Source organism: Luteibacter sp. GL_149 (genome assembly GCF_057834065.1).
Genome location: NZ_CM174395.1, coordinates 2,059,989 through 2,085,538, shown reverse-complemented (window position 1 = coordinate 2,085,538; position 25,550 = coordinate 2,059,989). Strand labels below are relative to the sequence as shown.

Annotated in this window: 39 protein-coding genes; 22 read left to right on the top strand and 17 right to left on the bottom strand. The window is 61.2% G+C overall.

Going from position 1 to position 25,550, the window contains the following annotated elements; translation table 11 throughout:
- Positions 1 to 5: 5 nt before the first annotated feature.
- The 17 genes from AC3IR3_RS09590 to AC3IR3_RS09510 form a co-directional block, all read right to left on the bottom strand.
- Positions 6 to 260, bottom strand: a complete 255-nt coding sequence (locus tag AC3IR3_RS09590; RefSeq protein ID WP_489196653.1) for a hypothetical protein — start codon at positions 258 to 260, stop codon at positions 6 to 8.
- 79 nt (positions 261 to 339) lie between these two features.
- Positions 340 to 1,284 carry a hypothetical protein gene (locus AC3IR3_RS09585; RefSeq protein ID WP_489196652.1) on the bottom strand — a complete coding sequence of 315 codons (945 nt, stop codon included), beginning with the start codon at positions 1,282 to 1,284 and terminating at the stop codon, positions 340 to 342.
- Positions 1,285 to 1,323: 39 nt separating this feature from the next.
- Positions 1,324 to 1,668, bottom strand: a complete 345-nt coding sequence (locus AC3IR3_RS09580; RefSeq protein WP_489196651.1) for a capsid cement protein — start codon at positions 1,666 to 1,668, stop codon at positions 1,324 to 1,326.
- Between the two features lie 24 nt (positions 1,669 to 1,692).
- Positions 1,693 to 2,823 (bottom strand): hypothetical protein, encoded by a 1,131-nt coding sequence (locus tag AC3IR3_RS09575; RefSeq protein WP_489196650.1) that lies wholly within the window; start codon positions 2,821 to 2,823, stop codon positions 1,693 to 1,695.
- A gap of 221 nt (positions 2,824 to 3,044) precedes the next feature.
- The gene (locus AC3IR3_RS09570) at positions 3,045 to 3,518 is read right to left on the bottom strand and encodes a phage virion morphogenesis protein (protein ID WP_489196649.1); all 474 of its coding nucleotides are present in this window, start codon (positions 3,516 to 3,518) and stop codon (positions 3,045 to 3,047) included.
- On the bottom strand, positions 3,518 to 4,726 hold the full coding sequence (locus AC3IR3_RS09565; protein ID WP_489196648.1) for a phage head morphogenesis protein: 1,209 nt from the start codon (positions 4,724 to 4,726) through the stop codon (positions 3,518 to 3,520). Before AC3IR3_RS09565 ends, AC3IR3_RS09570 begins: the two co-directional genes overlap by 1 nt.
- Positions 4,719 to 6,212, bottom strand: a complete 1,494-nt coding sequence (locus tag AC3IR3_RS09560; protein ID WP_489196647.1) for a DUF935 domain-containing protein — start codon at positions 6,210 to 6,212, stop codon at positions 4,719 to 4,721. The genes AC3IR3_RS09565 and AC3IR3_RS09560 overlap by 8 nt, the downstream gene beginning before the upstream one ends.
- The gene (locus tag AC3IR3_RS09555) at positions 6,209 to 7,882 is read right to left on the bottom strand and encodes a hypothetical protein (RefSeq protein WP_489196646.1); all 1,674 of its coding nucleotides are present in this window, start codon (positions 7,880 to 7,882) and stop codon (positions 6,209 to 6,211) included. The genes AC3IR3_RS09560 and AC3IR3_RS09555 overlap by 4 nt, the downstream gene beginning before the upstream one ends.
- Positions 7,882 to 8,442, bottom strand: a complete 561-nt coding sequence (locus AC3IR3_RS09550; protein ID WP_489196645.1) for a DUF3486 family protein — start codon at positions 8,440 to 8,442, stop codon at positions 7,882 to 7,884. The genes AC3IR3_RS09555 and AC3IR3_RS09550 overlap by 1 nt, the downstream gene beginning before the upstream one ends.
- A 4-nt stretch (positions 8,443 to 8,446) precedes the next feature.
- Entirely contained in the window at positions 8,447 to 8,755 is a 309-nt protein-coding gene (locus AC3IR3_RS09545) for a hypothetical protein (protein ID WP_489196644.1), read from the bottom strand.
- Positions 8,752 to 9,072: a hypothetical protein gene (locus AC3IR3_RS09540; protein WP_489196643.1), complete on the bottom strand. Its 321-nt coding sequence runs from the start codon at positions 9,070 to 9,072 to the stop codon at positions 8,752 to 8,754. The genes AC3IR3_RS09545 and AC3IR3_RS09540 overlap by 4 nt, the downstream gene beginning before the upstream one ends.
- Complete coding sequence (locus AC3IR3_RS09535; RefSeq protein WP_489196642.1) at positions 9,069 to 9,308, bottom strand: TraR/DksA C4-type zinc finger protein; 240 nt, start codon at positions 9,306 to 9,308, stop codon at positions 9,069 to 9,071. Before AC3IR3_RS09535 ends, AC3IR3_RS09540 begins: the two co-directional genes overlap by 4 nt.
- Before the next feature lie 221 nt (positions 9,309 to 9,529).
- Positions 9,530 to 9,961 carry a hypothetical protein gene (locus tag AC3IR3_RS09530; protein ID WP_489196641.1) on the bottom strand — a complete coding sequence of 144 codons (432 nt, stop codon included), beginning with the start codon at positions 9,959 to 9,961 and terminating at the stop codon, positions 9,530 to 9,532.
- Complete coding sequence (locus tag AC3IR3_RS09525; RefSeq protein ID WP_489196640.1) at positions 9,958 to 10,656, bottom strand: hypothetical protein; 699 nt, start codon at positions 10,654 to 10,656, stop codon at positions 9,958 to 9,960. The genes AC3IR3_RS09530 and AC3IR3_RS09525 overlap by 4 nt, the downstream gene beginning before the upstream one ends.
- A 479-nt stretch (positions 10,657 to 11,135) precedes the next feature.
- Positions 11,136 to 11,579 carry a hypothetical protein gene (locus AC3IR3_RS09520; protein ID WP_489196639.1) on the bottom strand — a complete coding sequence of 148 codons (444 nt, stop codon included), beginning with the start codon at positions 11,577 to 11,579 and terminating at the stop codon, positions 11,136 to 11,138.
- 17 nt (positions 11,580 to 11,596) lie between these two features.
- The gene (locus AC3IR3_RS09515) at positions 11,597 to 12,001 is read right to left on the bottom strand and encodes a hypothetical protein (protein ID WP_489196638.1); all 405 of its coding nucleotides are present in this window, start codon (positions 11,999 to 12,001) and stop codon (positions 11,597 to 11,599) included.
- Positions 11,998 to 12,570: a helix-turn-helix domain-containing protein gene (locus AC3IR3_RS09510; protein ID WP_489196637.1), complete on the bottom strand. Its 573-nt coding sequence runs from the start codon at positions 12,568 to 12,570 to the stop codon at positions 11,998 to 12,000. Before AC3IR3_RS09510 ends, AC3IR3_RS09515 begins: the two co-directional genes overlap by 4 nt.
- 91 nt (positions 12,571 to 12,661) lie before the next feature.
- Between AC3IR3_RS09510 and AC3IR3_RS09505 the strand changes: the two genes are divergently transcribed.
- The 22 genes from AC3IR3_RS09505 to AC3IR3_RS09400 all read left to right on the top strand — a co-directional run bounded on the left by AC3IR3_RS09505 (position 12,662) and on the right by AC3IR3_RS09400 (position 25,384).
- Positions 12,662 to 12,871, top strand: a complete 210-nt coding sequence (locus tag AC3IR3_RS09505) for a hypothetical protein (RefSeq protein ID WP_489196636.1) — start codon at positions 12,662 to 12,664, stop codon at positions 12,869 to 12,871.
- On the top strand, positions 12,868 to 13,110 hold the full coding sequence (locus AC3IR3_RS09500; protein ID WP_489196635.1) for a DNA-binding protein: 243 nt from the start codon (positions 12,868 to 12,870) through the stop codon (positions 13,108 to 13,110). Before AC3IR3_RS09505 ends, AC3IR3_RS09500 begins: the two co-directional genes overlap by 4 nt.
- 28 nt (positions 13,111 to 13,138) lie before the next feature.
- Positions 13,139 to 13,435: a helix-turn-helix domain-containing protein gene (locus AC3IR3_RS09495; protein ID WP_489196634.1), complete on the top strand. Its 297-nt coding sequence runs from the start codon at positions 13,139 to 13,141 to the stop codon at positions 13,433 to 13,435.
- Positions 13,436 to 13,447: 12 nt separating this feature from the next.
- Positions 13,448 to 14,371 (top strand): hypothetical protein, encoded by a 924-nt coding sequence (locus AC3IR3_RS09490; protein ID WP_489196633.1) that lies wholly within the window; start codon positions 13,448 to 13,450, stop codon positions 14,369 to 14,371.
- 3 nt (positions 14,372 to 14,374) lie between these two features.
- Positions 14,375 to 16,171, top strand: coding sequence for a hypothetical protein (locus AC3IR3_RS09485; RefSeq protein WP_489196632.1), 1,797 nt, complete (start codon positions 14,375 to 14,377; stop codon positions 16,169 to 16,171).
- A complete protein-coding gene (locus tag AC3IR3_RS09480; protein WP_489196631.1) occupies positions 16,168 to 17,325 on the top strand; it encodes an ExeA family protein in 1,158 nt (385 codons plus the stop codon). The genes AC3IR3_RS09485 and AC3IR3_RS09480 overlap by 4 nt, the downstream gene beginning before the upstream one ends.
- Positions 17,325 to 17,678: a hypothetical protein gene (locus AC3IR3_RS09475; protein ID WP_489196630.1), complete on the top strand. Its 354-nt coding sequence runs from the start codon at positions 17,325 to 17,327 to the stop codon at positions 17,676 to 17,678. Before AC3IR3_RS09480 ends, AC3IR3_RS09475 begins: the two co-directional genes overlap by 1 nt.
- A gap of 9 nt (positions 17,679 to 17,687) precedes the next feature.
- Positions 17,688 to 18,068, top strand: coding sequence for a hypothetical protein (locus tag AC3IR3_RS09470; RefSeq protein WP_489196629.1), 381 nt, complete (start codon positions 17,688 to 17,690; stop codon positions 18,066 to 18,068).
- Positions 18,052 to 18,336, top strand: a complete 285-nt coding sequence (locus tag AC3IR3_RS09465) for a hypothetical protein (RefSeq protein ID WP_489196628.1) — start codon at positions 18,052 to 18,054, stop codon at positions 18,334 to 18,336. Before AC3IR3_RS09470 ends, AC3IR3_RS09465 begins: the two co-directional genes overlap by 17 nt.
- An 80-nt stretch (positions 18,337 to 18,416) precedes the next feature.
- Positions 18,417 to 18,992, top strand: a complete 576-nt coding sequence (locus AC3IR3_RS09460; RefSeq protein ID WP_489196627.1) for a hypothetical protein — start codon at positions 18,417 to 18,419, stop codon at positions 18,990 to 18,992.
- Positions 18,992 to 19,144, top strand: coding sequence for a hypothetical protein (locus AC3IR3_RS09455; RefSeq protein ID WP_489196626.1), 153 nt, complete (start codon positions 18,992 to 18,994; stop codon positions 19,142 to 19,144). Before AC3IR3_RS09460 ends, AC3IR3_RS09455 begins: the two co-directional genes overlap by 1 nt.
- Positions 19,141 to 19,755 carry a DUF3164 family protein gene (locus AC3IR3_RS09450; RefSeq protein ID WP_489196625.1) on the top strand — a complete coding sequence of 205 codons (615 nt, stop codon included), beginning with the start codon at positions 19,141 to 19,143 and terminating at the stop codon, positions 19,753 to 19,755. Before AC3IR3_RS09455 ends, AC3IR3_RS09450 begins: the two co-directional genes overlap by 4 nt.
- 210 nt (positions 19,756 to 19,965) lie before the next feature.
- Positions 19,966 to 20,241, top strand: coding sequence for a hypothetical protein (locus AC3IR3_RS09445; RefSeq protein WP_489196624.1), 276 nt, complete (start codon positions 19,966 to 19,968; stop codon positions 20,239 to 20,241).
- Entirely contained in the window at positions 20,238 to 20,681 is a 444-nt protein-coding gene (locus tag AC3IR3_RS09440) for a hypothetical protein (protein ID WP_489196623.1), read from the top strand. The genes AC3IR3_RS09445 and AC3IR3_RS09440 overlap by 4 nt, the downstream gene beginning before the upstream one ends.
- Complete coding sequence (locus tag AC3IR3_RS09435) at positions 20,678 to 21,079, top strand: DUF2786 domain-containing protein (RefSeq protein ID WP_489196622.1); 402 nt, start codon at positions 20,678 to 20,680, stop codon at positions 21,077 to 21,079. Before AC3IR3_RS09440 ends, AC3IR3_RS09435 begins: the two co-directional genes overlap by 4 nt.
- Positions 21,076 to 21,573 (top strand): hypothetical protein, encoded by a 498-nt coding sequence (locus AC3IR3_RS09430; RefSeq protein ID WP_489196621.1) that lies wholly within the window; start codon positions 21,076 to 21,078, stop codon positions 21,571 to 21,573. The genes AC3IR3_RS09435 and AC3IR3_RS09430 overlap by 4 nt, the downstream gene beginning before the upstream one ends.
- A complete protein-coding gene (locus AC3IR3_RS09425) occupies positions 21,570 to 22,214 on the top strand; it encodes a phage protein GemA/Gp16 family protein (RefSeq protein WP_489196620.1) in 645 nt (214 codons plus the stop codon). The genes AC3IR3_RS09430 and AC3IR3_RS09425 overlap by 4 nt, the downstream gene beginning before the upstream one ends.
- Positions 22,211 to 22,483: a hypothetical protein gene (locus AC3IR3_RS09420; RefSeq protein WP_489196619.1), complete on the top strand. Its 273-nt coding sequence runs from the start codon at positions 22,211 to 22,213 to the stop codon at positions 22,481 to 22,483. Before AC3IR3_RS09425 ends, AC3IR3_RS09420 begins: the two co-directional genes overlap by 4 nt.
- A complete protein-coding gene (locus tag AC3IR3_RS09415; RefSeq protein ID WP_489196618.1) occupies positions 22,480 to 23,049 on the top strand; it encodes a hypothetical protein in 570 nt (189 codons plus the stop codon). Before AC3IR3_RS09420 ends, AC3IR3_RS09415 begins: the two co-directional genes overlap by 4 nt.
- Positions 23,046 to 23,393, top strand: coding sequence for a Mor transcription activator family protein (locus AC3IR3_RS09410; RefSeq protein ID WP_489196617.1), 348 nt, complete (start codon positions 23,046 to 23,048; stop codon positions 23,391 to 23,393). The genes AC3IR3_RS09415 and AC3IR3_RS09410 overlap by 4 nt, the downstream gene beginning before the upstream one ends.
- 263 nt (positions 23,394 to 23,656) lie before the next feature.
- Positions 23,657 to 24,370 (top strand): hypothetical protein, encoded by a 714-nt coding sequence (locus AC3IR3_RS09405; RefSeq protein ID WP_489196616.1) that lies wholly within the window; start codon positions 23,657 to 23,659, stop codon positions 24,368 to 24,370.
- Positions 24,371 to 24,460: 90 nt separating this feature from the next.
- Positions 24,461 to 25,384 (top strand): cupin-like domain-containing protein, encoded by a 924-nt coding sequence (locus tag AC3IR3_RS09400; RefSeq protein WP_489196615.1) that lies wholly within the window; start codon positions 24,461 to 24,463, stop codon positions 25,382 to 25,384.
- Positions 25,385 to 25,550 lie beyond the last annotated feature (166 nt).

Here is a 25,550-nt window from a genome sequence, read left to right as displayed (position 1 = left end):
GGCGATCAGCCGTTGCCGTCAGCGGGCTTGGTGGCTACTGCAGGGTTGGCAGCGCTGGACGCCTTGGCTGCTTTTGCAGGCTTCGCAAGTTTGGCTTCGACGGTGGGCTTGGCTGCAGCAGCGGGCGCTTCCTTGGCCGCAGGCAGAAGGTAGCCGTCCCTGACCAGACGCTCGCCTTCGTCATCCGTGAATTCGACGGTATCGCCGATCTTCAACACCTCACCTTTCTGCTTGATCAAACCTACGACGATGTACTTCATTGCGATGCTCCGAAGGCGGGCCGCCACCGATTGCCGGTGGCGGCATGACATAGACCGAGTACCGGTCGGCGTGGAGGGTTTACGCGGCGGGCGCGCCCGCGTCCTGGATCAGGAAGCCGGACGTGATACCGGAGAGGACCGGAGAGTTGTCGAAGCTGACGCCATAGATCCAGGCCTTCGCGCTGTTATCCCAGTACGGCTGCTCGACAAGGGGATTCCCATCGATCGTGTACGTGTAGCCGAAGCTCGGCTCTTCGACGTTCGCGTCCGAACTGACGTTCGTGTATGCGAGTACGACATCGTTACCCCACACGTCACCGAAGGTATCGGAGGCATCGGCAATGGCGGCTTCGCCGACCTCGACCTTAGCCAGGCCCCACATACGGGCGAGAATGTCGGTGGTGATCGAATCCTTGCTCGTGTATTTCGTGCGGTCGAGGATCTTCGGGTTCTCCTGGCACGCCGCGAACGCGCGGGCGGAGAGGATCGCTGTGTTCGGATACACACCGATTGTCGACCGGATCGCTTCCTTGCCGTTGCGCACGTCGACGCTTGGATTGGATTGGCTTCCGGTCCAACGGCTGGTACCGGTCAGTACCAACTTGTGGTTCGCGTCGTAGTTACCGGCCGTGCGTGCAAGTTGCGCGCAGTTATATTCGTGTTCGAGATTCATCGACCGCAGCACCATATTGACGGCACGGCTGCCCAGGTCGATGCCCGGAACTTGACTCGCATCGCGCATCAGCTCACGGGGCACCGGTGCCTCCAAGGCACTCGGCACGATCGCATAGGGCTTGCCCTGATAGCCGAACGACACGCGCTTGGTCGCCGTACCAGGTGCACGTCGGCTGTTGTAAAGCTTGAATGCTTCTTTGCCGAACTCGATGACGTTGCCGCCATACATCGCAACGAACGCAATCGGGAACAACGATCGAGCCACGAGGCCTGCGCCTCTGTAGCCGAGCGCGTGCGTCGACAGAATCGGGTCGACGATGCGTGCCTGGCCGGGATTCATCTGATTCATGGATCTCTCCTAACTATGGGTAGACCGATCAGCTTTGGCTTACGCCGGACTGTTCGGGAGCAGATAAACCTCGATCCGGTCACCGTCGGCGGTGGCCTTTTCTAGGGCGATGGCGACTGAGATACCGGTCGTGCGCGCGGCGGCTTTGCCACCGGCACCGACTTGCACGTAGGCGCCCGGATTGATTGGGCCGCCCGCGATGACCTCGGCGGTACCGAGTACGTCTGTCGGGATCAGAGCGCCGGTCGCGGTATCGCTTCGCGAGACACCGAAGGCATTGCCGGCAGCGGTGGCAATAGCACCACCGGCCGTGACGAAGAGGCTTGCGCCCACGGTGGCGGTCGCAAGGACTGAAAGCGCGAGCAAAGAATGGGATTGCGACATGGCAGTCGGCTCCTGGGGAAAGGATCAACCGCCGACCGCGCGCACGCAGGCGAGCCAATCAACGGTGGGGTTCTGCGCTTGGAACTGCTTGGCGCGGGAATAGACGTCGGAGCGCGTCGCGTCGACCACGGTGCCCTGCGGTGCAGCGAACTCCACGGTGGCTGGTGCGCCGACGGCGCCCGCTTTCTCCGCGTAGTTCACCTGCGGGGGCAGACTGCTTAGCAGTTCACGCAGGATGTCGGGGCCGGGTTTGCTGACCTGGTCATTGCCCTCGGCGAAGTTAATCGCCGTTCCGGCCGGCAGGACGAGCAGTAGCTCGACGACGGGCGCATTGTGCCTGGGCAGCAGCTTGCCGGCAGCAACCAGGCTGTCGGCGAAGGCGACTGCATCAGCGCGACGCGTCGCCGCCTCGCGGTCCGCGATGGCCTGTTCGCGACTCTCCAGTTCCGTCTGGCGCGCATTGAGGGACTGTTCGCGTTCGGCGAACTGAACCGGGTTGTCTTTCGGGTCCATCTTGGTCTCCAGGTGTGTGCCGACGACATGTTCGGCATAGGTCGGCACGGTCTCGTCGTCGCCACGTGCTATGCATGCATCCAGCGACCGGAGCTGCCATTGCGAAATAATCTGATCGGCCTTTTCTGCACCTTGGGTTTCGACGAACCAATCGCGAACACGCGAAAGGACATCGACCAGGACGTTTCCGATCGCGGTTCCAGGCATGGAGAACTCGACCGCGCCGTCGCCCTCGGCGAACTGCGCATTGGGCAGGCCCTTAACGGCGGGAGGCTGCGCACCGAGAAAGCCGATGTGGCGAAGGTAGAGCTTGCCCGGTGTCGGGTTGCCCGCACCGTCGCGTAGATAGATCGACGCACTGATCTTCTTCATGCGTCCGGCATTGACCAGATCGGCAAACTGTTCCTCGACCTGGTGGGGCTCGGCGTAAAGCACATCGCCGTCGACGCGCAGCGATTTCGCCCAGCCGTAAGCAGGAGCGTCCATCGAAGGATGACCCACGACGAGTGGTGCTTCCGCGAGTGAAGGGTTGTAGCTCGCAACGATCTCGGCGAGATCCGCATCGCTGAATTCGATAGTGCGGCCATCGGTACTGGTGTGGGTACCAGCACGGAAGATCGCGAGTCCGGTGGGGTTCTTCATGGCGCCATCGTCGCGATGACGCCATCGAAGGTCATTGGCCCCAGTTCACAATCAGATTCCACGTCACTCGTGTGCGCGAGTCACCATGCACGACGACGAAGGGCTCAGTAGACGGCCGACATCGCGCGCTAACTGCTGTCTGACACGTTCGCGGTCTCAGACCCGCACGCTGGTTGCGGGCACGCCTCTGGAACGCGCACAGGGGCGGTTACAGGACATCACTATTTTTGCAGACCCGACAACAGGTGATCGCGGGAGATGGCGATGATCTCCGCTTCGTCTTCTTGACTAACTCCGAGCCAAGGACGTGCGGGTGGTCCATGCATGCCATCCCGCGGACCGAAGTGCTGAGCTGCACCGTACACAGCATTCGTTCCCATGAGCAGCGTAGAACCACCATCTTCGAGTTGGTGGGTGAACTGATCGCCGATCATGTGATTGTCGAACTTGAGCATCTTTACGCCGGGACGCACTTTCGCCTTCCACCGCCGGTATGACGGCGACAAGGCAACCCACGGGTGACCATCCGGATCACGTTGCTGGGCCGCGCGATCGCGCGTCGATCCCACCAGGTACTCGCCGATATGCAAGAGCAGCAGCTGCACGCCGTCCGAATCAAGGCGCCCAGCAACGAAATCCAATGCAGCAATCGTCGTGCTTGCATCCAGATCCACTTCAATGCGAGCGCCTGCCATCAAATTTTCCCCTGAACCAACTGCAGTTCACCCCTACGCAAGCGGTCGCGCAATATGGCGAGGCGAACATCCTCATCACCCAAGGCGACATTCGTGCTCTGGGAGGTGTCCGCAATCCGTATGGGGATAACGCGAACGGTCCCGTTGGCATCAGCGCTACTGACGAACAGCAGCTGACCGGTCGCCGGATCAAGTAGCACAGCCTGCGCACTTCGAAGAGCCAGCGGAAGGCCACCGCCGATGTTGCCCACGACAGAGGCGTCGACGGCAATCGATGCATTCGATGGCGTTATGCCCGCCGCGACGAGCGAGCGAACCAGGAGTGGGTCCAATGCGCTCACCATGACACTGGATGCGTTTGTGCCGTTTCCAGCAGCCACCGCCATGCGGAAGGTTTCGAACGCTGTGTCGAGAGCTTGCTGCGCGCGCTGCAGTGTGAGGACCGGCGACACTGCCTCTGCCCCCAGCGCAGCCGGCAAACGTGCTGCCTTCGTCACGAGGCCTTGGGTCAACTGTTCGAAAGCTCGTTTGCCCGGCGTATAGCCGAATCCAGGATCAACGCCTGCAGGTGTTTCCACGGTTATGGGATGGGGACCATTCTTGCCGACGGTAACTTGCTGCATATCGATGGGTGGCGCCGTGTCTGGCTTAGTCTTACCTAAGCGTTTCAAACCGCGCGCATCGAGCGCCTCGACGGTGCACTGGCATCCCCAACCGTTCGGTCCGAAGTGCCCATCCCACCACGGATCGTCCGCCAGTAGAACCAAGTTGTTCCAGGACAGGTGCAATGGGCGTGGATGCACGACGGCATCACTGTGACGATAGCGCCAGTACGGCATCACCCTCTTGAGATTCTGCAGCTGCGCGTAGCGTCCGGCGGCGTAGCTCGTCCGCAAATTGGTTTCGAAGATGACGCGCGTGCGCCAATTGCGGCCGCCGTTGTACTGCCAGCCATATGTCGCGACGATCTTGTCGAAGTCGCGGCGAAACGCCTCCAAACCGGTGCCATCGGCTATCGCCTTGTCGATGGCAGCACGCAGATCGACAAGCAGGTCGACGCGGTTCGCACCGGCGACCATGAACCCGTGATCGTGTTCGGATTGCCACAGGTCCGTCCAGCTATCCGTTAGGACGTTCTTCTTCGCCCGGAAGAACGCGATCTGCTCTTTGAAGGGCAGCGAGCCGTAGGCGACGGAACCGTCAGCCACCTGCAATCTCCTGCAAAACGTCGTACCGCCCGGCAAGCGATGCTGCAGCTAAACCCTCCTGCATTGCGACCGCATACTGATCCAACGTCATGTTAGGCAACAGCGCGTGCAGGCCGATACGTAACGCTTCCAGGGAATCGACCTGTCCCGCGAAAGTGCGGACCTGGGTGAGCCATTCGTCGGTCGCACGCGTCACGTTGTCGCCGAGTTGATCGATCATCTGCGCCGGTGGGTCTAGCGACTGGGCGGGAGCTTCCGCGAACTGCGCGCCTGCCGGTGGTGGCACGCCACCGGCAGGCGCATTCGGGTCGATCGGTGCTGGCTCACTGGCAGGTTCCCAGCCCTGGCCATACGTCTCCGTGATGTATGCAAGCGTGGGCTTGTAGCCGAGCGACCGAATCCCCTTATCGCGGTCGGCACGGTGCTTCAGATCCTCCGGCTCGTCGGTAACGCGATACACGCGCGGCACCGCCGCGCCTGGGAAGTTCAGCTCGGTGAGCCAGCGTGATGGGCCCATATTCCAGCTTTCGCAGATCAGGTCCGCATCGGCCTTGATGATGTCCGCGCGTACATCGCCCTGCAGCTGGTCGTTGCCCATTCGGCCAGGCGTGCCCTGGGTACTCGCCGTCTGCCCCAGGATGACCTTGGCGATGGTCGCGTTCATGGCGTCCTGCAACGTTTTGTAATCGGCCGTGCCACTACGTGCTGCCTCGAGCAGCGCCAGCTCCATGCCGTTGGGCATGATGATGCCGCTATCGGTCTGTATGGCACGAGTCGCCTGCAGCAAGCGGGCGCGCTCGCTGTCCGTGGCGTTGGGGTCGTACTTACCCACGGCGGTGGGCATACCGAACTTCTCCAGGAAGATCAGCCAGAACTTGAGGCCGTTGCGTTTGAATAGCACGGGCCAGTAGAGCCAATGCGCCAGACCAAGGCCATACGGCTCATCGTCATTGTCGGCACCGACGTTGAAATGCCAAAAATACGGTGCTTCTGCCGGAATGCCTTCGAGCATGTGTTCGTAGGTGAGCAGGCGCAGGTCCATTTCCTTGCCAAAGCGGAAGCGGCGGCGGTTGCGAACCTTTACCTGTTTGATGCCGATGCGATTTCCCTGAACCTCATAGATCAGTTCGGAGACGGCGTAGCCATAGAACACTCCGTTGAGCATCTTCGTCGTGATGTTGTCCCAGCCGATAGCCTGCAGCTGATCCCGCAGGAAGTTAGCAGCAGCCTTGTCGATTGCGCGCTTCCCACCCGCTTCAACCTGCCATTCGCACTTCGTCACAGCCAGCTGCCGTTGCCCGAATGCAGCCTTTACGTCGGGATCGGAGAAGACCTGCTCATAGACGGTGAGGTCGCCGCCACGGTTGCGCAGGATGCTGTCGTACGGTGTTAGCAGCGGGCCGACATAGCCGCGCGTGATATCGACGCCATCGGCGGTCGTCGCTATTTCCCGATTGAGCTCGGGCTTTATCTGTTGGTCGCTCATGCGAACCCTCCAAAATCGTTACCGCCCGGCACACTGCCAAAGCCGGTGTCCCTGAAGCGACTGGGCATGGCCTCGTCAAGGGATTGGCTGGCGCGCGGCCCAGCCGACGCGAACTCGATTGCGGAGGACAGATTCAGTGTCGCGAACCAGGCAAGACAAAGCGCGATCGCAAAGTCGCCATGCCGATGAAGCTCGGGGTCTTTGAGGTCTTTCCGACGTACCGATCCCACCATCGGTATGCCATCGATCTCTTCCACCGAGCGAATATCGCTGGCATGGTTCTCGTCTTGGGGAATCTCGAGCATGCCGTCCTCGAAACCTTGGATCATTTTTGGCATCCACGTTCCGTACCAGGGGCGGCTGAGCTTGATCTGCTTGATCCCACCGCCGTAGCGATCGCCCGTGTACTCGGCGGTGGTTTCACCCGAACCGCCAGCATCCATGCCGCCGCCACTTTGGCGCGGCAGACCGTCAATGAATGCCCACAGAATTTGCTCTTGCTGGCGAGTAGGAACGTTCTGCATCTCAATGACGAACGGCACGGACCGTCGCATGTCGAGTTCGATCGCAATCGGCACGATGACCGAGAAGTCGCGATGACGCGCGAAGTCCTGCCCGAAGACATGACGAAGCTTCGGATTCAGCATCGCTAAGCAGGGCTTGAGGTTTCGCCTGATCCAGTCCGCGACATAGGACTCGCGCTCTGCGTTGCTCTTGGCCGTGAAGTCGCTATCCAGGATGAGCCGCAGCACAGGTCGATGAGGGCGCATGGCCTGCTCGATCCAAATTCCTGGAATGCAGACGCCATTTCCATCACGGGGGATGGCATCCAGTTCCTCGCGCATCGCGGCTTTGCGCGTGCCATAGCTGTTGCGGATCTTGGCGTACCACTGCTGCTTGCCATCGGCCGTCGCGATCCAGCCTTTCATCAGGCATACGCGCTCGTACAGCCCATTGGCCACGGCATCGTCGAAGGTGACGTTGAATACCTGCGCGTCGGCGCCGTAACGGCCATGCTCTATGTCGGTGATGAGTTGATTGAATGGATTGCCGCGGCCGTTGTGGCTGGAGATGATGACGATCTCGCCGCCCCAGATGAGGAGTGCTGTCGCCGCATCCAATACGCCCTGAACATCTGGGTGGAAGGCGGCTTCATCGATGACCACTTTGCCCTGGAGGCCACGAATATTCGCTGGTCGCGATGACAACGCGACAATCTGGAAACCACTGGCGAATCGGATGCGATACGAGGTGATGTGCTTGGTGCGGCCACCTTCGTCCTGGTCCTCGAACAAGAACTCTTCGATGGCGGATACGCCCTGGCCCTGGGCCTGGGCGATTACCCGCGCGAACTTCGCGCAGTAGCCGATGAACTCGAGGCCCTTTTCCTTGGTGTCGCCGATGTAGTACACATTGTCGCCGCCCGCTGCCTTGCGCGATGCGGCTTTGATCGTATCGTCGAGGGCCTCGGCAAAGGTGATGCCCGTGCGGCGTCCCTTCTTCGCCACTTTGATCGAGGCGCGGATCGACAACCACGCCGACTGGTGCGCCATCAACACACCACTGGCAATCGGGTTGAAGTCGTCCGGTACCTCGCGGACGCTGGCAGGCAGTTCGTCCCATTCGACGGTGCGGAGCGTTGTGGCCAGCGGCTTGATCACATGGGCCATTAGACGATCCCCAAGACCTTCTTGCGCCAGAACTCAACCTGGTCAGCGTCCATGCCCTGCGCGCGAGCCGTTTCTTCCAGATTGGCTTCCTGTTCGCGCAACAGTTCGGCGCGGGCTTCCGTGCGCACTTCGACCGCCCATTTGTTGCGGGTAACGCTGGCGCGGGTGAGTGTGGCGATATTCTTGGCGGCTTTGCCAAGCACCTCGATTCGCTTGCCCGGATCGGCAGTCTCTTCGGCTTCCTGCATTGCAAGCAGGGCGTCGAATATCTCCGTCTGAACGAGGCTGATGATTGCGTTGCTACGTTCATCAGCTTCATCCGGCGCCGCCTGAGTGATCATTCGAGCGGCTTCAGTGCTGGCCTTCACGGCAGATAGCCGGCGTTGCAACCGGCTGCCATAGCGCTGCAGGCTCGACTTACCACCGACATCTGCACCGATCTCGTCGCGGATGCGTTCTACCAACCAGTCGTAGCCGGAGAAACCGGCATTGATAAGCAGGAGGTCGATCCGCTCGCGGATGTCGGATGGCTGGATTTCGATCTTCGATCGCCGTGGCATGGGATCACCAATACTTCGATGGGCGACCGATGCCGGGCTCGCAGTCGATAGTGTATTCGGCGATGTCGATGCCATACCGCTTCAGCTCCGCACGCCACCGCCCATTGGGCTCTCGCACGATGTGCACTAGGAGGCGTTCCTCCAGGTAATCCAGTTCGCGACGAACTTCCAGAGCGCTGGCATCGGGGTACACCGATTGCACCACCGCCAGAACCACTTCTTCGTAGAGGTAGGTCGGGCGTCCATTGTTGAGCGTGAGCAGGATCGTCCACCGGATCGATTCCCTGCGCACCTTATCCATATCCAGCGTCATCGTAGATTCCCCTGTTTGGCGCCATCGATCTGCACACGCTTTAGCTCGCTGGCGATGGCATCCAGCTTCGCCTCAATCACGGATTGACCTCGCACGTAGTCTTCGCGTCTCACGTACTGCACGGCCATTTCCGCCTGGAACTTTAGGAACTCACGTTCTAGGCTCTGCCAGGATTCAGCCTGGCTCTCGACCGTGGCGAAGCGCTGATCGAGGGACGCCTTGATTTGCGCAAGGAGCATCTTTCCCAGGGCGAACAGCACGGCAACCACCGTGCTGAGGGCGCTGAGCAACTGCCACAGTTCCACTGAAATCGTCATCGGACCATCCTGTTGCGCTGCTCAAGCTGCTGCGCGCAATCGGCGCAACGGCTGGTAGTGCCTCGCAGCGCGGCGAGGCGTGCTGGCTCAATGGGGTCATCGCAGTCGATGCACAGTCCGTCGACACGGGAGTCACGCGGGAGATTCGCCGCCGTCAGGCGCGAACGCATGTTGGATAGTGCGACCTCCCGGTCGAAACCATCCATTGCCTGTGCACGATCCATGTCATCTGCCATCTTGGATTCCCTTCGGTGTGGCTGTGATCTTTGCTGCGGTAGCTCGATCAGCATTGGCCTGCTTGAGTAGCCCTCGCCACTGCTCAATCCACGCCAATGCATCGGCGGCGCACACAGCCGGACGCAGGTCCGGAAATGAGCAGCGTGCAGGTGGCGGAGCGGGTTCGGTCAGCGGCGAGGTCAGCGTGCGATCCAGCGGCACATAGACCTCGACTGGTACTTCAATAATCTGGGGCAGTGTCACCGCTTGCGACTTGACCCTGTCCTCCCCACAGCCGCTCAGCAAGGGCAGGACACACAGGAATAGAAGCCAGGGACTTGCAGTCGGGAGTTTCATAAGCAACCTGTTGGGTGGCGTGCTGTCTAGCCTGCGTTTTCTTGCCGAGCTGCCCGCGTGCATCGTCCCGCTCATCAAGCGCGCGCACTGCGTTTTCGCGTGCGGCCTTTAGCTCGTCGAGGTGACCTTTCGACTGAGTACCCATCGCCAGTACCTGGCGGCTCGAGACGTCGAGCATGTCTTCGCATTTCGTGACCTTGGTCTTGGCATCGTCCACGGCACCCGCGTGTGTACGCGATGACATGCCGTATCCACACGCGAAGATGATCGCGAGTACGAGAAACACCAGGAAAATCCAACCTACGAGCGACTTCATGCGCGCACCGCCGATGCGACGCGACGCTGCCGATACCATGCGTAGCCGACTGAAGCGACCGATGCGAGAACGAGCAATGCGCCGACCAGGCGCAGCCAGTGCGGCCATCCGGCAGTCGCGTTGAATGCCTGGCCCGTGGCCTGGAGCAAGGGCTGCACTTGCTGTACGGCTTCTACGGCAGCGGCGGTTCCGCTCGCTGCCACGGCGATGCCGACTGGAGATGGCACCTTGCGCACGATGGGATCGACGACACCGGCCATGCGTAGACCTTCATCCACGGTTACGTCGTCGTACCAATCACCTTTGCGCGGTCCGAAGCCGTTCTCGTGTCGAATGATCGCTTTGACCAGATCCCGCATGGTGGCGTAGTCATGGACGTTGACTGTCCCGGCGCCGTCACCTACGCCCAGTGCACTGGCCACCGCATGGATGTATGCGACCGTGTTGTTCTCGACGGCTGGCGCCCAGCGCCCAATGATCTTGTCAACGCTGTCGATCTTGGTTCCATCGGGCGCACGCCGATGGTCCTGATAGGTAATCAGGGTGATGGCGATCGCACGAATCCCCCAGGCAGGCGCAACGAACTGACAGAACGATTTGTCTAACTGCTGACTCTTGGGCACGAGCCCTTGCCAGGGATCGCCCAGGCGCACATTGCCGGGGTTGTTGTTGCGAATGCCGCGTGGCTTCTCCATCGACCGTCTCCGAATAAAAGGACCGGCGACGGTGATGAGGTTTGTCCGCCGCCGGTCAAAAGTGCCAAGGCACCTCGATGTCGGAGGGGAGTGTTACGCGTGATGCTGGGCGAGTCTTTGGCCCGTGTTCACAAGACTGCACGGGCTCGCGCGCGCGAAGGTGTGCGCCCGCACATCGCCCGAGGGATCACTGTGTCCAAGCTATCGAACCGCCACGGCATTGTGGAGTTGGAATGCATTGAGCGGGTTGCAATCGAAATGGCTATCGCTACGGTAGCGCCGTCGAATGCAAATGATCGCTATACACGAGCAGCGGAGCGACACACCGTCGAGCTGATCATGAAGCTTGGACCAACGACGAGTGCGCGACAGGCATTCCGTCAATTGGCTCGCGATTTGGCGCCCGATGACCGCATCTGGGCGCACCTCACGTCAGAGTTGCTAAAGCAGTATCTCGGGAGATATATACCGTAACCTCACTATGATCGTGCCACACCCGTGTAACTCGCTGGATGTACAGCATCGACGCAGTGCGCGTTCCAAAACAGCTTCTCGAAGACGGTTTCAGGCTTCCCATCGGCCGACCCAACAGTGATCCTTCGATCTGAATCTTCGAGCTGTACCGATGTGATCGACAAGAGATCCGACCCTTGGTCGCCATACACGACGAAGCGAGAGCCGCCTGTATACGCGCCGAAGCTGTTCTTGCCGTCTACGAATCCGCATGCGGCGACGTGATCGTATGCACCTTTTTCTGCCTGATTCCGAACGATGAACTCCTGGCTAAAACGGGCTGTGCCTGGATCTTTCAGCCGTGCACTGACGTTCTTTTCAGCAGTCCAGCGAAAATTGTCGTCGGGCGAGCCGACAGAGCAACCCGCAAGCAAGGAAACAACACCGATTTTCCATAGACGTTTCGACATCCGGTCCCCCACTCCTTTCAAAGTACGTGCAGCGCTCGGTTGATTTCGCCGATAGCTTCGTTATGGTGCTGCCACTCCAATGCGCATTGCTGCCGCACTATCGACAGCCACATCGATGGAAGCACTATGCCCACCGATGGCACCATGAACGGAAGCCATCTCATGTTGTCGTTGATGAGCAGTCCCTGATACGTCATCCAGAGCGTTACAGCTATTCCAATAAGGGTCCAGGGCACATAGGGATTGATCCACCGCCGTCGATCTGCCAGCGCGCGCAGCCGAATATGTTCGAGCTGCCGCGATTCTAGTTCATCACGTCGACGTGCTCGCTGAGCATCACTGTTGAACGAACGGTCTTGCGTATTTCGTATGTCACCGCCCGCAACCTGTCCCACGTGCCCATAGAAATTTTGGGTCGTCACCGCTTCCTTCCCCCTTTGTTGATGATGTCGCCTCCACCGACCTGGCCAACACTGCCGTGGAACGACTGCTGCACTTTTGTTCCGCGAGGTGGCTTTTCGCTCGGTGGCGATTCCGCCCTCTGCTGACTACTACCGAGCGATGCGGCCGTGGCGGATATCGCGGCGCGGCCGGCAGAGCTTGCGCTGCGGAAGTGATGAAGAAGAATGGCTTCGTCCTCCGTCGGTACCTCCGCCTGTATAGCCTTAAACACTTCGGCTTGGAGGGATGCGCGCTCCTCGTCATTTCGGCCGTAGCGTTCAGCTATTTGCGATGCAATGCGTACGTATTTCAGGCCGCCGTCATGTTTGGCCCGCGTAACCGAATGGCCATAGAGAATCCAATCGGCATCAAGGTGCCAACCAGGATTACGAGCCGCTAGTGCAAGCAGCTTGTCTTCAGGAAACACATCGCGTCTTTTTCTATCGGAAAAGGCGGCCTTCGTCATGCCCAGCGCCTGGGCGACGTCCTGATCTGCTGATAACCCCAAAACCTGTTTGAGGCGCAGCAACTGCTGCTCGAATGTCGTCACGGGCGTCCCTCTTGACTGAGTCAAGAAAACTTGATTATGATTGTTCCAACGCCAGCAATGGCTGCCGTCTACCACTGGAACAGGATACGACATGAAAGCCCCCGAACCAGGACTCGAATTACTGCGCCGCGTGAAGGCCGGTTTCATCCTGCAGAACACGTCTATGACGAGCTGGACCCGCGAAAACGGTCTGCATGTGTCCAACGTCCGGAATGCATTGACCGGCGGTTGGGATGGCCCGAAGGGACGCGCACTGCGCGAACGCGTTGTACGTGCTGCGCGCATCGGGAGTGCAGCGTGAAAGGACGACTCCGTTGGAATGGCCTGACCTGGGTTCGACCCAATCGTACGTCGGACGAAGTCCGGCAGTGGCTGCATGCGCAGGGCGTCACCCTCGGCCAGTTCTGCGAAGAACATGGCTTCAACCGCTTCACGGCAACCGATGTACTGCGAGGTCGCCGCAAGGGGCACTACGGCGAAGCCCATCGCGTAGCTGTCGCGTTTGGCATGAAGCCTGACCCGAAGGATGCCGACCTATGAAGGCGTCATATCGACCGGGGCTGAGCGCATGAGCCAGCAGTCGGCGCAACGCGCCTTGCGGGTACTCAAGGCCCTTCGCGGTGCCACATTCACGGGTCTGAGCAACACCGACGTCGCCAAAGCCCTCGACGAGACGGCGAGCAATGTCTCGCGCTCGCTCGCCGTCCTAGTCGAAGAAGGCTTTGCGATCCGTCTGGACAACGGCCGCTACGCGCACAGCGTGGCTTTGCTGCAGATCGCGCAAGCCCACGCCGACCACACGGCGCGCCTTCAGGCGCGCATGTCCGAAACCACCCAGCGGATCGCCGCTGGGTCTCTTTCCTGATCAGGGGGATTCATGGCACGCAAGGCAACAACCCAGCTGGAAACTATCGAAACGGCGGAGCTGCCGGTGCAGAAAATTGCACAGGACCAGGAGCTAATGGCCAAGGTCGCGGCCGACTACAGCGATGACCGCGACGTGGTAAATCAGCTGCTTGGGCAGGCCCAGATGGCCGGCGCCTTTGAGGATTTTTCCCGCACGGTGCGGATTTCCAAGCTAGCCCACGTCAAGGAAAACAAGCTCTATCGCGCACTCGCTGGTCGCCCGAGTCCGCACGGTGCGGAATTCTCGGGAACCTGGGAAGAGTTCTGCTCACTGCTCGACCGGTCGGTGGATCAGGTCGATCGCGACATAGCCAACCTTCGCGCCTTCGGTGAAGAAGCGCTAGACAGCCTGACTCGCATGGGGGTCGGCTACCGCGAGCTGCGTGCGCTTCGCAGGCTCCCCGACGACGAGCGGGCGGCTATCGCCGCTGCGCCAGACCGCGAGTCGCTGATCGAGCTGCTTGAAGAGCGTGCCGCCGCGCACTCCAAGGAAAAGGAAAAACTTGCGGACGAACTAACCGAGGCACAGGCCAGTGCCGAGGACAGGCAGGCTCGCATCAATGCGCTATCCGGGAAGTTGGAAAAGACCACGGGAGAACTCGCCAAGGCGAAGCGCCAGTGGCGCGCAGCGACCCCTGACGAGCAACGCGTCGCACTGGAGCGTGCGGTCAATGAGGCAGCGCTGGCCGTGCGTGTCGCTATAGCTACCGATTCGGACGACAGCGGATTGCGCGGTGCTGTCAGGGCACTGGCTGAGCATGCCTATGAGAACCAACTGGATGTCGGCGACTTCCTGGGGGATGTGTTCGGGCAGCTTCTGACGGCAGTACGTGTAGTCCGTGACGACGAGCAACTACCGATCGCGATCCCCGTTCGCCGGAATGAGGAGGCCTGATCCGTGCCCGTCGACTCTCGCATTGAGGCCGCCGCCGCCGAATTGCTGGCGTCGCCGCATGGACGCAAGGGCGCGATCGTAAGCGCTCTTGCGACGCAGATGGATATCTCTGTGCCGACGGCCTACCGGCGGTTGAGCAAGGTGCTAGCCACGCTGCGTCCGCGCAAGCGGCGCAGCGATGCCGGCCAGTGCGCGGTATCGCGCGAGGAAGCGCTCCATATTGCCGCTCTGACGGAGGAAACCCGCCGTCTCACTGGAACCGGCACGCTGCCTCTGGAAGAGGTCGTGGGTATGGCGCGGGCCAATGGCCTCATAGACGCCGGCCGCGTCGACGAAACAACCGGCGAGTTCACGCCGGCCAGCCTGTCGACCATTCGCCGTGCCCTTCGCCACCATCACCTGCATGCATCACAGTTGAATGCGCCGACGCCTGCTGCATCCCTATCTAGCCCACACCCCAATTGGTGCTGGCAGATCGATGCCTCAGTGAGCCGCCAGTTCTATCTGGCCGATGACGGTGCACAGGTGATGCCGGAGCGGGAGTTCTACCGCGGCAAGCCGCAGAACTTCGAACGCATCTCCGACCGGCGCCTCTGGCGCTACGTCGTGACGGATCACGCGTCAGGTGGGTTCTCTCTGTTCTATGTCCAGGGTTCGGAAAGCGCCATCAATCTGCTGGCCTCGTTGATTCACGCAATGGCCGAGCAGCCAGGCGGCACGATGCACGGCGTGCCGCATATCTTGATGAGCGATCCGGGTAGCGCTGTCACGGCGGCAACCACGCGCAATTTCTGCGCCGCACTGGGCATTCGTCTGCAGGTCAACGAAGTTGGCAATGCCCGTGCTAAAGGCCAAGTCGAGAACGCCCACTACCTAGTGGAGCGGCATTTCGAGGCGGGTCTGAAACTGCGCGCGCCGGTGACCAGCTTGGAGCAGATCAATTCCCTGGCGCAGCAATGGTCCTACGCCTACAACGCGACACGCACACACAGCCGTACGGGCGTAACCCGGCGCGATGCCTGGCTGCGCATTACATCCGAACAACTGCGGGTAGCACCACCGGTGGACGTCATGCGCACGCTGGCGAATAGCGAACCGAAGTTGTGCACAGTGCGCGATTGCCGCATCAAGTTTCGCGGTCAACGCTATGACGTCTCTGGCGTCGACGGCTTGATCAACGGCGAGAAAATCGATGTCATCCGCAATCCATTCGATGGCGACGCCAGTGTACGTGTCGTCCGGATGGGCGATGACGGACAGGTCGTGCACCTACTTGCACCGCGCATTGAAACGGATGGCTTTGGCTTCATCGTCGGTGCCGCCGAAATCGGTACCGCCTACCAGTCGCCGAAGGCCACGCCGGCAGATGCAGCACGCGCGGAGATCGAACGGCTTGCGATGGATGTGCACACGAATGCGGAAGCGATCCTGGCGCGCAAGGCGAAGCGCCTAGCCTTCCGTGGTGCCATTGACCCACATAAGCATCTGCTCGACACGGTAGTAACACCGCACCTGCCTCGTGCCGGTACACCGGCTAGCGTGAACGTGCCTGCGACAGTGGCAGCGCCCGCGCGCGTCGAGCCAGCGACGATACGGCCGGAATATCCACCGCTCAACCACGTCGATGCTGCCCGCGCGCTCAAACCGCTTGTCGAGCGCGCTGGCGGCACATGGTCCGGCGAACTCTACCAGCGCACAGCAGCTCGATGGCCCGATGGTTTGCCCCTGGACCAGGTTGAGTCCTGGGCGATTGTACTGAACGCGGGGCCGCGTCTTCGCATGGTCGGAGGTGCGGCATGACCCTTCGACTCAAGGCCGTCATGGTCGAAGCCAACATCAAACAGGGCGCGGTGGCCACCGCCGCGCAGATTTCGCGCCCGGCATTCAACGCCTTCATCAATCGTGGCCACCTGCCGCTGGGTACCGACCGGATCACGGTCGAGCGCTTGATTACCGAATTCGTAAAACGGCACGGCGGTTCAACCGCTGGCCTGTTCGAAGTGGCTCCGCCGTGCGTCAACACGACGGAGCCGGTTTCCCCGCCCAACCCTGCGAAAGACCAGGAGGAGATTTCCATGTTACTGCGAAAGCAAACCTTGACGCCGGCTGCCCGGCGCCACTTCGGCCTGACCCGCGATCCGTTCGCCGATCCTGTGGTCGCCGATGACGTCTTCCTATCCCCCGATATTCGCTACGTCCGCGAGGCCATGTATCAGGTCGCACGGCACGGCGGTTTCATCGCGGCGATTGGCGAGAGCGGCGCAGGGAAAAGCACCTTGCGCGAGGAACTCATCGACCGTATCCGCCGTGAGGAACAGGCCGTGATCGTGGTTGAACCCTACGTACTGGCGATGGAAGGCAATGACCAGACGGGCAAGACACTCAAGGCCCAGCACATCTCCGAGGCCATCATGGCATGCGTATCGCCGCTGGCTAAGACTAAGAGTAGCCCCGAAGCGCGTTTCCGCCAGCTCCATGAATCGCTGCGCGACAGTTCGCGCTCGGGCCACAGCCACGTACTAATCATCGAAGAGGCACATTCGCTCCCCCTGGCGACACTGAAGCATCTGAAGCGCTTCCGCGAATTGAAGGATGGGATGCGCCCGCTGCTGTCGGTGATCCTGATCGGCCAGCCGGAATTGGCCACGAAACTCAGCGAACACAACCCGGAAGTACGCGAGGTGGTACAGCGCATCGAGATCATCTCGTTGGGGGCACTGGATAAAGACCTCGATGCGTACCTGACACACCGGTTCAAGCGTGCAGGCACGCCACTCGACCAGGTACTCGACAAGGGCGCCACCGATGCGCTGCGGGTCAAGCTAACACCCGCGCGCGGCGCCGACACGCTGCTCTATCCCCTCGCAGTCCACAACGCGCTCTCTGCGGCGATGAACCGTGCCGCCGACCTGGGTGTGCCGCGCGTCAACGCCGACGTTATCGGAGGTGTGTGATGGGCGACCTTCCTGCACAAGCGCACCAGGTGAGCAGCGATCTGCAGCGGCTGGTGGCGTCGGTGAGCGAAGAGCTTCAGCGAATCGTTCGCACACCGGTCAATCCGGACCTCCGCCGAGCCGCGTTGATGGCGGCAGCGGAGGCCGCCAGGAACGTCCTGCAGGACTTCGACTTCCACAGCGGTCTGGTATCGGCACGGCGGCAGGAGGACGGAAGCATCCGGCTGAAGTTCGCGGGCATGCAGGGCATCGCCCTCGACGAAGCCACGGCACAGGCGGCCCGCGATCAGCTTGAGGTGGCGCTGCACGTTCCTGCACCTGATCGCCCGACTGATCCCCCAAGCCGTCTGTGAGGTAGCGCGATGCAAGCCGACCTGTTCTGCGATGCGATCTCACTGGATTCAGTGCTGGATGCGCTGCGGGGCTGCGTCGGCGAGACACAGGGCCGCACAGCCCGTCAGCTCGTCCTGGCTATCAGCGGCAGGCAAAGCGCGGCGAATGAACGGCGGCTACGTCAGGTGATCGAGGCACTACGCATGGCCGGCCATCCGGTCTGCGGCCATCCGGCACATGGCTACTTCATAGCGGCAAATGCCGGCGAGCTGGATCGCACTTGCGAATTCCTGTTCGGCCGGTCGATGACATCTCTTCGACAGGTGAGCGCCATGCGGCGTGTCACGTTGCCGGACCTTCGTGGGCAGCTTGGCCTGACCCTTGGAGCAACTCATGAATCGCATGAATGACATTTTGCGCAGCGCCCTCAGTCAAGCCACTGGCGCACTGTTCTTTCTCAGTGATGCTGGATGTACAGCCACATCGATCGATATTCGTGGCGGTCGTCCGATGATCCGACTCGACGGCGTTCCGACGAGCTGCATGCTGCGCGGAGCGACGCTGAAGAGCTATCCCACCACCGCAGGGCGGGAGTTCGTCAAGGTCGCAATGGTCCTTGGATGCCAGGTGGAATGGACTGAGCGGGCACCACACAACGCGATGTGGGTAGGTGCGTGATGGACTCCCTACGCAGAGACATTCTCACGTACCTGGGCGTGGCAAAAATGCCTGTCGCGGCCCTCGGCATAGCGAAAACGGTGGCAACGACCGCCGATCTGCACGAGGTGTCCAACCAGCTTGGAAAGCTTGTGCGATCCGGGGCAGTGCGTCGCCACCATCGCGACGACGGCATCCTTCGCTATGAACTCGCCAGTGAAATCGAGCAACCGACGTCGCAGTTCGATGCTCCATTGGTGCCGTCACCGACACGACGTCGCCGTGCTTCACCGTTTGCAGATCGCGTCCTAGCGGCGATGGGAAACAAACCCATGTCTGTGACGGACATCGTCCACGCGCTGGAAGGCCGCTTCACGACGGGCCAGGTGAGCAATCTCCTGCAGATACTGAAAGGCCGAGGCAAGGTCGTGAAGCAACACGGCTGCAAATACGCGCAGTGGAAGCGTGTCATCAAGAACGACGACACGCCGCTCCGTCGCAAGGTGATTCTGACCATCAGCGACACCGACGTCGAAACGGCTGAGATCACGCTCGATCTGACATTCGACCCACCGATGGACGCCGATGACCGCGCCACGCCGGCCGTCGAGGCCGCCCTTGCGGCGTTCGGGCACGTGAAATCCCGTAGCGCGCTCATCTCAGAGAGGGCGACCTGATGGGGTCGCCAGCCGTTCGCAGCACGCCTACGCAGCACGTGGATGACGACGAACTGCCTCCCCTCCTCGGTGAACTGCTGCGCGACGTCACCGACCACATTCACCGCGTCGCCGAAGAGGCTGCGCATGCCAACCAGGACATCGATCAATGACTACCACTTCCATTCCCACCGGGCATCGCCGGGATGCGCAAGGGCGCCTGGTACCCGAAGGCAACATCAAGCCCGTGGATAAGTTACGCGATGAGCTTGTACGCGAATTACATGCCGATGCACTGGATTTGCATCACGCAATCGCCGCGTTCAAGGCGAAATGCTTCGACTCGATCGCGGCGTTCGTCGACCTCAGCGCTAACCAGTATGGCGTCAGCGTCGGTGGCACAAAGGGCAATGTGACCCTGGCGAGCTTCGACGGATCGCTGAAAGTACTTCGCGCGATGGCGGAGCACATCACCTTCGACGAGCGCCTGCTGGCAGCGAAAGAACTGATCGACGAGTGCCTGCGTGAGTGGACTATCAATGCGCGTCCGGAGATTACCGTTCTCGTCCAGGATGCCTTCAAGGTCGACGTGGCAGGCAACATTCGAACGGGTAGTGTCCTTGCGCTTCGGCGGATCGACATCAAGGACTCTCGCTGGCTTGAAGCGATGGCAGCTATCAGCGATGCCGTCCAGGTGACCGGCAGCAAATCCTATGTGCGCTTCTACACGCGCGACAACAACGACATGTACCAGGCGGTCAGCCTGGATATCGCAGGGGTGTGACATGTGCGATTGCGCCAAGAAAATCAACGAGAAGCTCGCTCCACACAATGCCAGGCTGTCCATAGCTTTCACGATCAATCGCGATAATTGCGATCTCGGATCAAGCCTGTACATCCGCACCGAGAAGCTCGACAAACTAGTGCGAAGCAAGGCACGTCCTGTCGTGGTGGCCACGCATTGCCCATTTTGCGGCGAGAAAGGAGCAAGTGCATGCTGATCGCATACTGCTGGGCCACCGGCGTCATCGAATTCGGTACCAAGGTGCCGAAAGGCGCCCTGGAGATCGCGCGTGGCGAAGAGCCGATTGTGCGCAGGACCATTACTGGCACAGCGCGCGTGTCCAAGGACAATAGAACACTGCTTGTTCCTGGATTACCTGAGAGTGGTGGCGGCACCGCTGCCGTCGACGCGCTAATCGCGTATGTCGCATGGCTGAAAAAGTACTCGACGCCCAGCTTCCGTGTGCACTACGGGAGGCAGTCGTGACCAAGACATCTCCCGACGGCAGGTCGCCGCACCTTCGGCTGCAGATCAATTCACTCGGAAGTTGGGCAAACTTTCTGAGCTTCCCCCCGGAGCAACTGGACGAAATTCTCCGCGCCCTGGTGCCGCTTGCTGGCATCCTCGGGGCATCGACGAAGTGGGGCCTTGTCGGGCTCGAAGGTAAGCGCACTCTGTTGACCAACCTCGACGAAGAGTGGGCGCCCGTGACCGCAGACGAACCTCCTGCGTTAGACGACGTCCTGGTTAGCGTACTCAGTCCAGTCGACAACGAGCCATTCACGCTCATGGCGTATCGCAAGCCGGGTAGCGCTACGTTCTATCTGAGCGGAGCGGAACGTGATGAGGTGGTGCGTCATGTCTATGCCTTCATGCGTCGTCAGCCGATGCCCGCATCGCTGCGCCTGAAGGGAGCATTAGGATGAACCGCGCCTCCGTTCTTCGCAAAGTCAGTGCATGCCTTCGCCTGGCTGCGTCCTCGAATGACCACGAAGCTGCGACAGCACTTCGCCAGGCACGAGCGATGATGGCCAAGTACGACATCAGCTACGCCGAGGCGATGGATATCGGCGAGGTCGAGGTGATGCCGGAGTATCGCGGACCCATACCGCTGCAACCGCCGACATTCCTGATCGACATCGTCACAGCACTCTTCATGCTCGTCGCTCGCCTGTGTTTCTGCTTGGTGCCGGCACTGATCGGCGGAGTCATCGTGGGGTTGCTCTTCGGACAGAGCCGCGTGGGATTTTCGGTCGCGATTGGCGTGTTCATGTTCGGTTGGAACGTAACGCGGGCCCGACCTGAGCGAGGTGAACGGCCATGACCGATAAGCATACGTGCCACTGGCCAGGCTGCACGCGTCGCGTACCACCAGCACGGTGGGGGTGCCGCACCCACTGGCTCCAGTTGCCGCTGGTGCTGCGCAATCGGCTATGGGCGGCATACAAGCCTGGTCAGGAGATTACTAAGACGCCATCGGCTGCATATGTCGCCGTGGCGAAGGATGTCCAATGCTGGATTGATGCGAATAACGCTGTGAAATCTGGCAGCCAGAGCCTCCTCTATCGTCCGTCAAATGGCACGGAGGGGGCGAGCTTCATCATGGCATGGTGCCAACTCTGCGCGCGCGATGTTGACCAAGGCTGCCCGATCCTCGCCCAGACGTTCGCCCATGCGGTGACCGACCCTGAATACCCAACGGAATGGCATCTCGACAAGTTCGATGTGCCGCAGTGCAGCGCCTTCATTCCCGAGGGAGATGAGGTGCCGCCCCCACGCTGCGAACACACGGACGACATGTTCGGGAGGTCGCTATGACATCGAGCGATGCCGCAAAGAAAAAGCGTCGCCGCTGCGCACTCGCCGAAATCCACGTCGCACGGCAGCAACTGAGCCTCGACGAGGACACCTACCGCGCGATCATTCGCCGAGTCTCGGCTGAGATCGGCCCCCAGGTAACCAGTTCGGCGGACCTTAACGACAAGCAGCGTCAGGCCGTGGTCAATGAGTTTCGCCGGCTACGCGGGGCGAAGTCTGGCAAATCCCATGCGTATCCAGGCAAGCCGCACAACTTCGGCTCTAGGGCCATGCCGGAAATGATCGTTAAGATCGAAGCCCAGCTGGCCGATATGAAGCTGTCGTGGGCATATGCCGATGCGATCGCCAAACGTCAGTTCGGTATCGCGCGAGTGGCATGGGTGCGTGAGGAAAAGCAGTTGCAGGCAATCATTGCGGCTCTGCACGTAGAGCAATCCAAGCGTGGCGCTGGCACTTACATCGACGAATCGATGAAGCGGCTCGGCCTCACGAATGGTGATCTGGCCATGCTGACGGCAAGGCTCCCCAAGAACTGGCGCCGTCAGATTCAGTGCCTCAAACGCGTATGCGAATACCTTGGTGCACAGGTCGACATGCTCGATAGGAAGGAAGCCATAGACAGAGGGGAAGCACAACAATGACCGCCGACAACGTGCATCAGCTGGACGTCGTCAATCTGCGCGATATGGCCACCATGCTCGAACATTGGGCAGATTGGCTTCGTAGCGAGAATAGTGAGGGGGAGCGCCCCGCGACCTTGCTACTCGTGTTCATTCCGCCGGGAGATGACGACCCGGAGATATTCCTGGCCGGCGACGAAATGACACGGGCGAGCATCGCCGGAAACCTTCTTGCGGTTGCGAATCAGCAGGTCCGCATACCAACGCCGGAGCTGGAGGACGAGGATTGATCCGTTTGACGTGCCCCTGCTGCGGCACCGATTTCCCTTGGGAGGCTGGTGTCATTGAGGCAGACGCCAAGCGTCTGGGCATCGTGCTGGCAGGCTTGGAGCCTTCGCTGGCGCGTGCCGTGTTGTCCTACCTCCGCCTGTTCAAGCCTGTTTCGACCTCGCTACGCCTTCCTTTGGCGACGCGGCTGGTACGTGAAGTCGCGGATATCGTCGCTGGGGGCACTGGAGTCGGTGACGGCCAGACGTCCTTGCTGGCGCCTTCGTCCCTCTGGATCGCCGGCATCGAAAAGCTGCTGCTGCATGCCGATCAGCTTACCCTCCCGTTGGTCGATCATGAGCCCCTGCTTCGTGAAGTTTCTAGGATGGCGACACTGCCAATGGTCCGTGTTGATCGGCCAAACGAAGTCCGGCGGCCCGTTGGCCCAAGCCCAGTGCAGCCACCGGAGGATCGGCTGGCCAACGAGCTGCGCTGGCTGCGCCAGATGGCGGATTACGGACAGATCAGCAAGGAAGACCATGACGCCCGCGCTGCCAAAGCTCGGGCCGCGTACGAGGGGGCAACATGAGCACCCGCATGGAGGATCTTCGTAACGAACTACTGTCGGACGTCGCCGCCCATGCGGCCGTCGTACTCCAGGATCACGGCGTGGCGGGGGACGTTGCCGATCAGGCCGGTGCCGCGATCGCTGACCATCTGGCCAGCCACTGGGGTGGTCAGGTTCTCACCGTTCCCAAGGACTATGCCTTCCGGCTCGCCATTCGCGACCAGGCGATCCTTGCCGCGTTCGATGGCACTAATCTACCTGAGCTGGCCAAGCGCTACGATATGACCGAGCGCGGCATCCGCAAGCTCCTGGCCCGCGCGCACAAGCGCCAACGCGACCTATACCAGGGCAACTTGTTCGACTGACTGGCCTCTGGGTCTGTTGCATACTCTGCAACTTCCTTGCATATCCCGTCCCGGATTGCCCCACGTCAGCCCGGATCAACCCGCACTTTTCTCAGTCCTCCCCGTGGATATATCTCAGGCGGGAACACCATTCCGGCGAACGCCTGAGGGAACGACAAGCGCCAGGCGGACGTTACGTCCTCCGTGAGTTACCAGCTCCCTCGGGCGCTCGCCGGAATGGCGCCCCCACTTCCCATCCCCCATCCCCCACAGCATCCCCAACCATGAACGCCACCCTCCCCCTGCTAGCCCTCCTCGCCATCGCCGTGCCCGGCACACACGCCGCGCGCCCGACCCTCGGTGCCCACACGCTGCTCGGTGTGGGCGAAGGGCTTGGCGTCACGCCTGCCGTCACGCAAGCCATCGCGACGCAGCCCTCCGGAAGCTCGTTGCTGGTGCTTTACGGCGGCTATTCCGCGAACGATGCAACGCCGACCGACAGCTACGCCAATCGCTGGAAATCCGCTGGCGGCATGCCCTATGGCAATGGCTATGGCGACCGTTTCGATGTGAAGGCCTATGTCGTCACGGCGGCGCGCGGCGGTGCGAGTCATACCGTACGCATCGACAAGCGCGGCAATGCGCCGGGCGAAATATCCATTCCCTTTGTCGAAGTACGCAACGCCACGGTGCTCAGGGACGTCGCGAAGACCTATGCCGAACCCGCGCTCGAAGTCGTCAGCGGGAACGTCACCACCACCGGACCGGCCACGCTGGTCGCCGTCTGGTGGGGCGATGGCGGGGTCAAACGCATGACCGCCGAGCCGGGCGATGGATTCGCCACGATCGATCGTTTCACCGATCTCCCCGACGAAAGCGGCGTGCAGGTTGCCGTGGCGTCCCGCGAGGTCGATGGGCCGGGTACGTACCACGTCACCTGGACGGCCGCGCCGGTCCAGGGCGCCATGCTTTTCCTGTTCGCCTTCCAGTCCCGCTGACACCAGAAGCCGGTAACCGGGGCCGCCTCAACCCACGCACTCACGGAGCGTCACCTGATACGCCGGCATCGATGGCGCGAGGATCGAACCATGTTGGGTAGCTTCCTGCCGATGGAGCGTTACGAGGAACTCGTGGCGCGGGGCCGCGCGGAACCGTCCCCCCTGCTCGCCTTCGACGACGAGGTCGTGACCGCCTCGTACAACCGCGAGCCCTTCCTGATCGGACATCGCCTCACCACGCATCCGCTGTTCTCGCTCGCGCATCTGTTCGCGCTGTGCCGGCGCATGCCGCGCGAAAGCATCCTGTACCGCACCGGCCATATTCCCGGCGACGCCGACCTCGACACATCGTACGACCGCTACAAGGCGAATCTCACGCTGGAACAGGTCCTGGATCGTTTCGAGGACAACCACGCCTATATCTGCATCAACAATCCCGAACGCGACAAGGAATTCGCGCCGGTGATCGAAGGACTGATCGGCGAGGTCGCCGCGCGGATCGATCCGCTCGATCCGGGGATCAGCTGGTACTCGACCTATATTTTCATCTCCACCCGCGATTCGGTCACGCCGTATCACATGGACCGGGAAATGAATTTCCTTCTGCAGTTGCAGGGCCGCAAGACCGTGCACCTGTGGGACCCCTCCGACGACGCCATCATGACGTCCGAGGAAAAAGATTATCTGCTGGCCCATATCGGCGGACGTCCGCGCTACAGCGCCGGGATCGAGGCGCGCGCGATGACCTACGAACTCACGCCCGGGCTGGGCGTCCACCATCCCTTCATCGCACCGCATCGCGTGCATACCGCGTCGGAGCTTTCCGTGTCCCTCGCACTCACGTTCCGCACGCGGCGCTCGGACATGTGGACCGACGCGCATCGCTTCAACGCACGCATGCGCGGCCTGGGCATGCATCCCCGTCCGGTCGGTACGAACGCACTAGTCGACCGCACCAAATGCGGCATAGCGCGACTCGGTCAGGGCATGCATCGGCGTCTGGGGATGCTCTGAATGGGGCTACGTAGGGGATGGGGGATGGGGGATGGGAAGTGGGGGCGTAGATCCGGCGAGCGCCCGAGGGGGCTGGTGACTGCCGGAGAACGTAACGTCCGCTTGGCGCTTGTCGTTCCCTCAGGCGTCCGCCGGAATGGCGCCCCCACTTCCCATCCCCCATCCC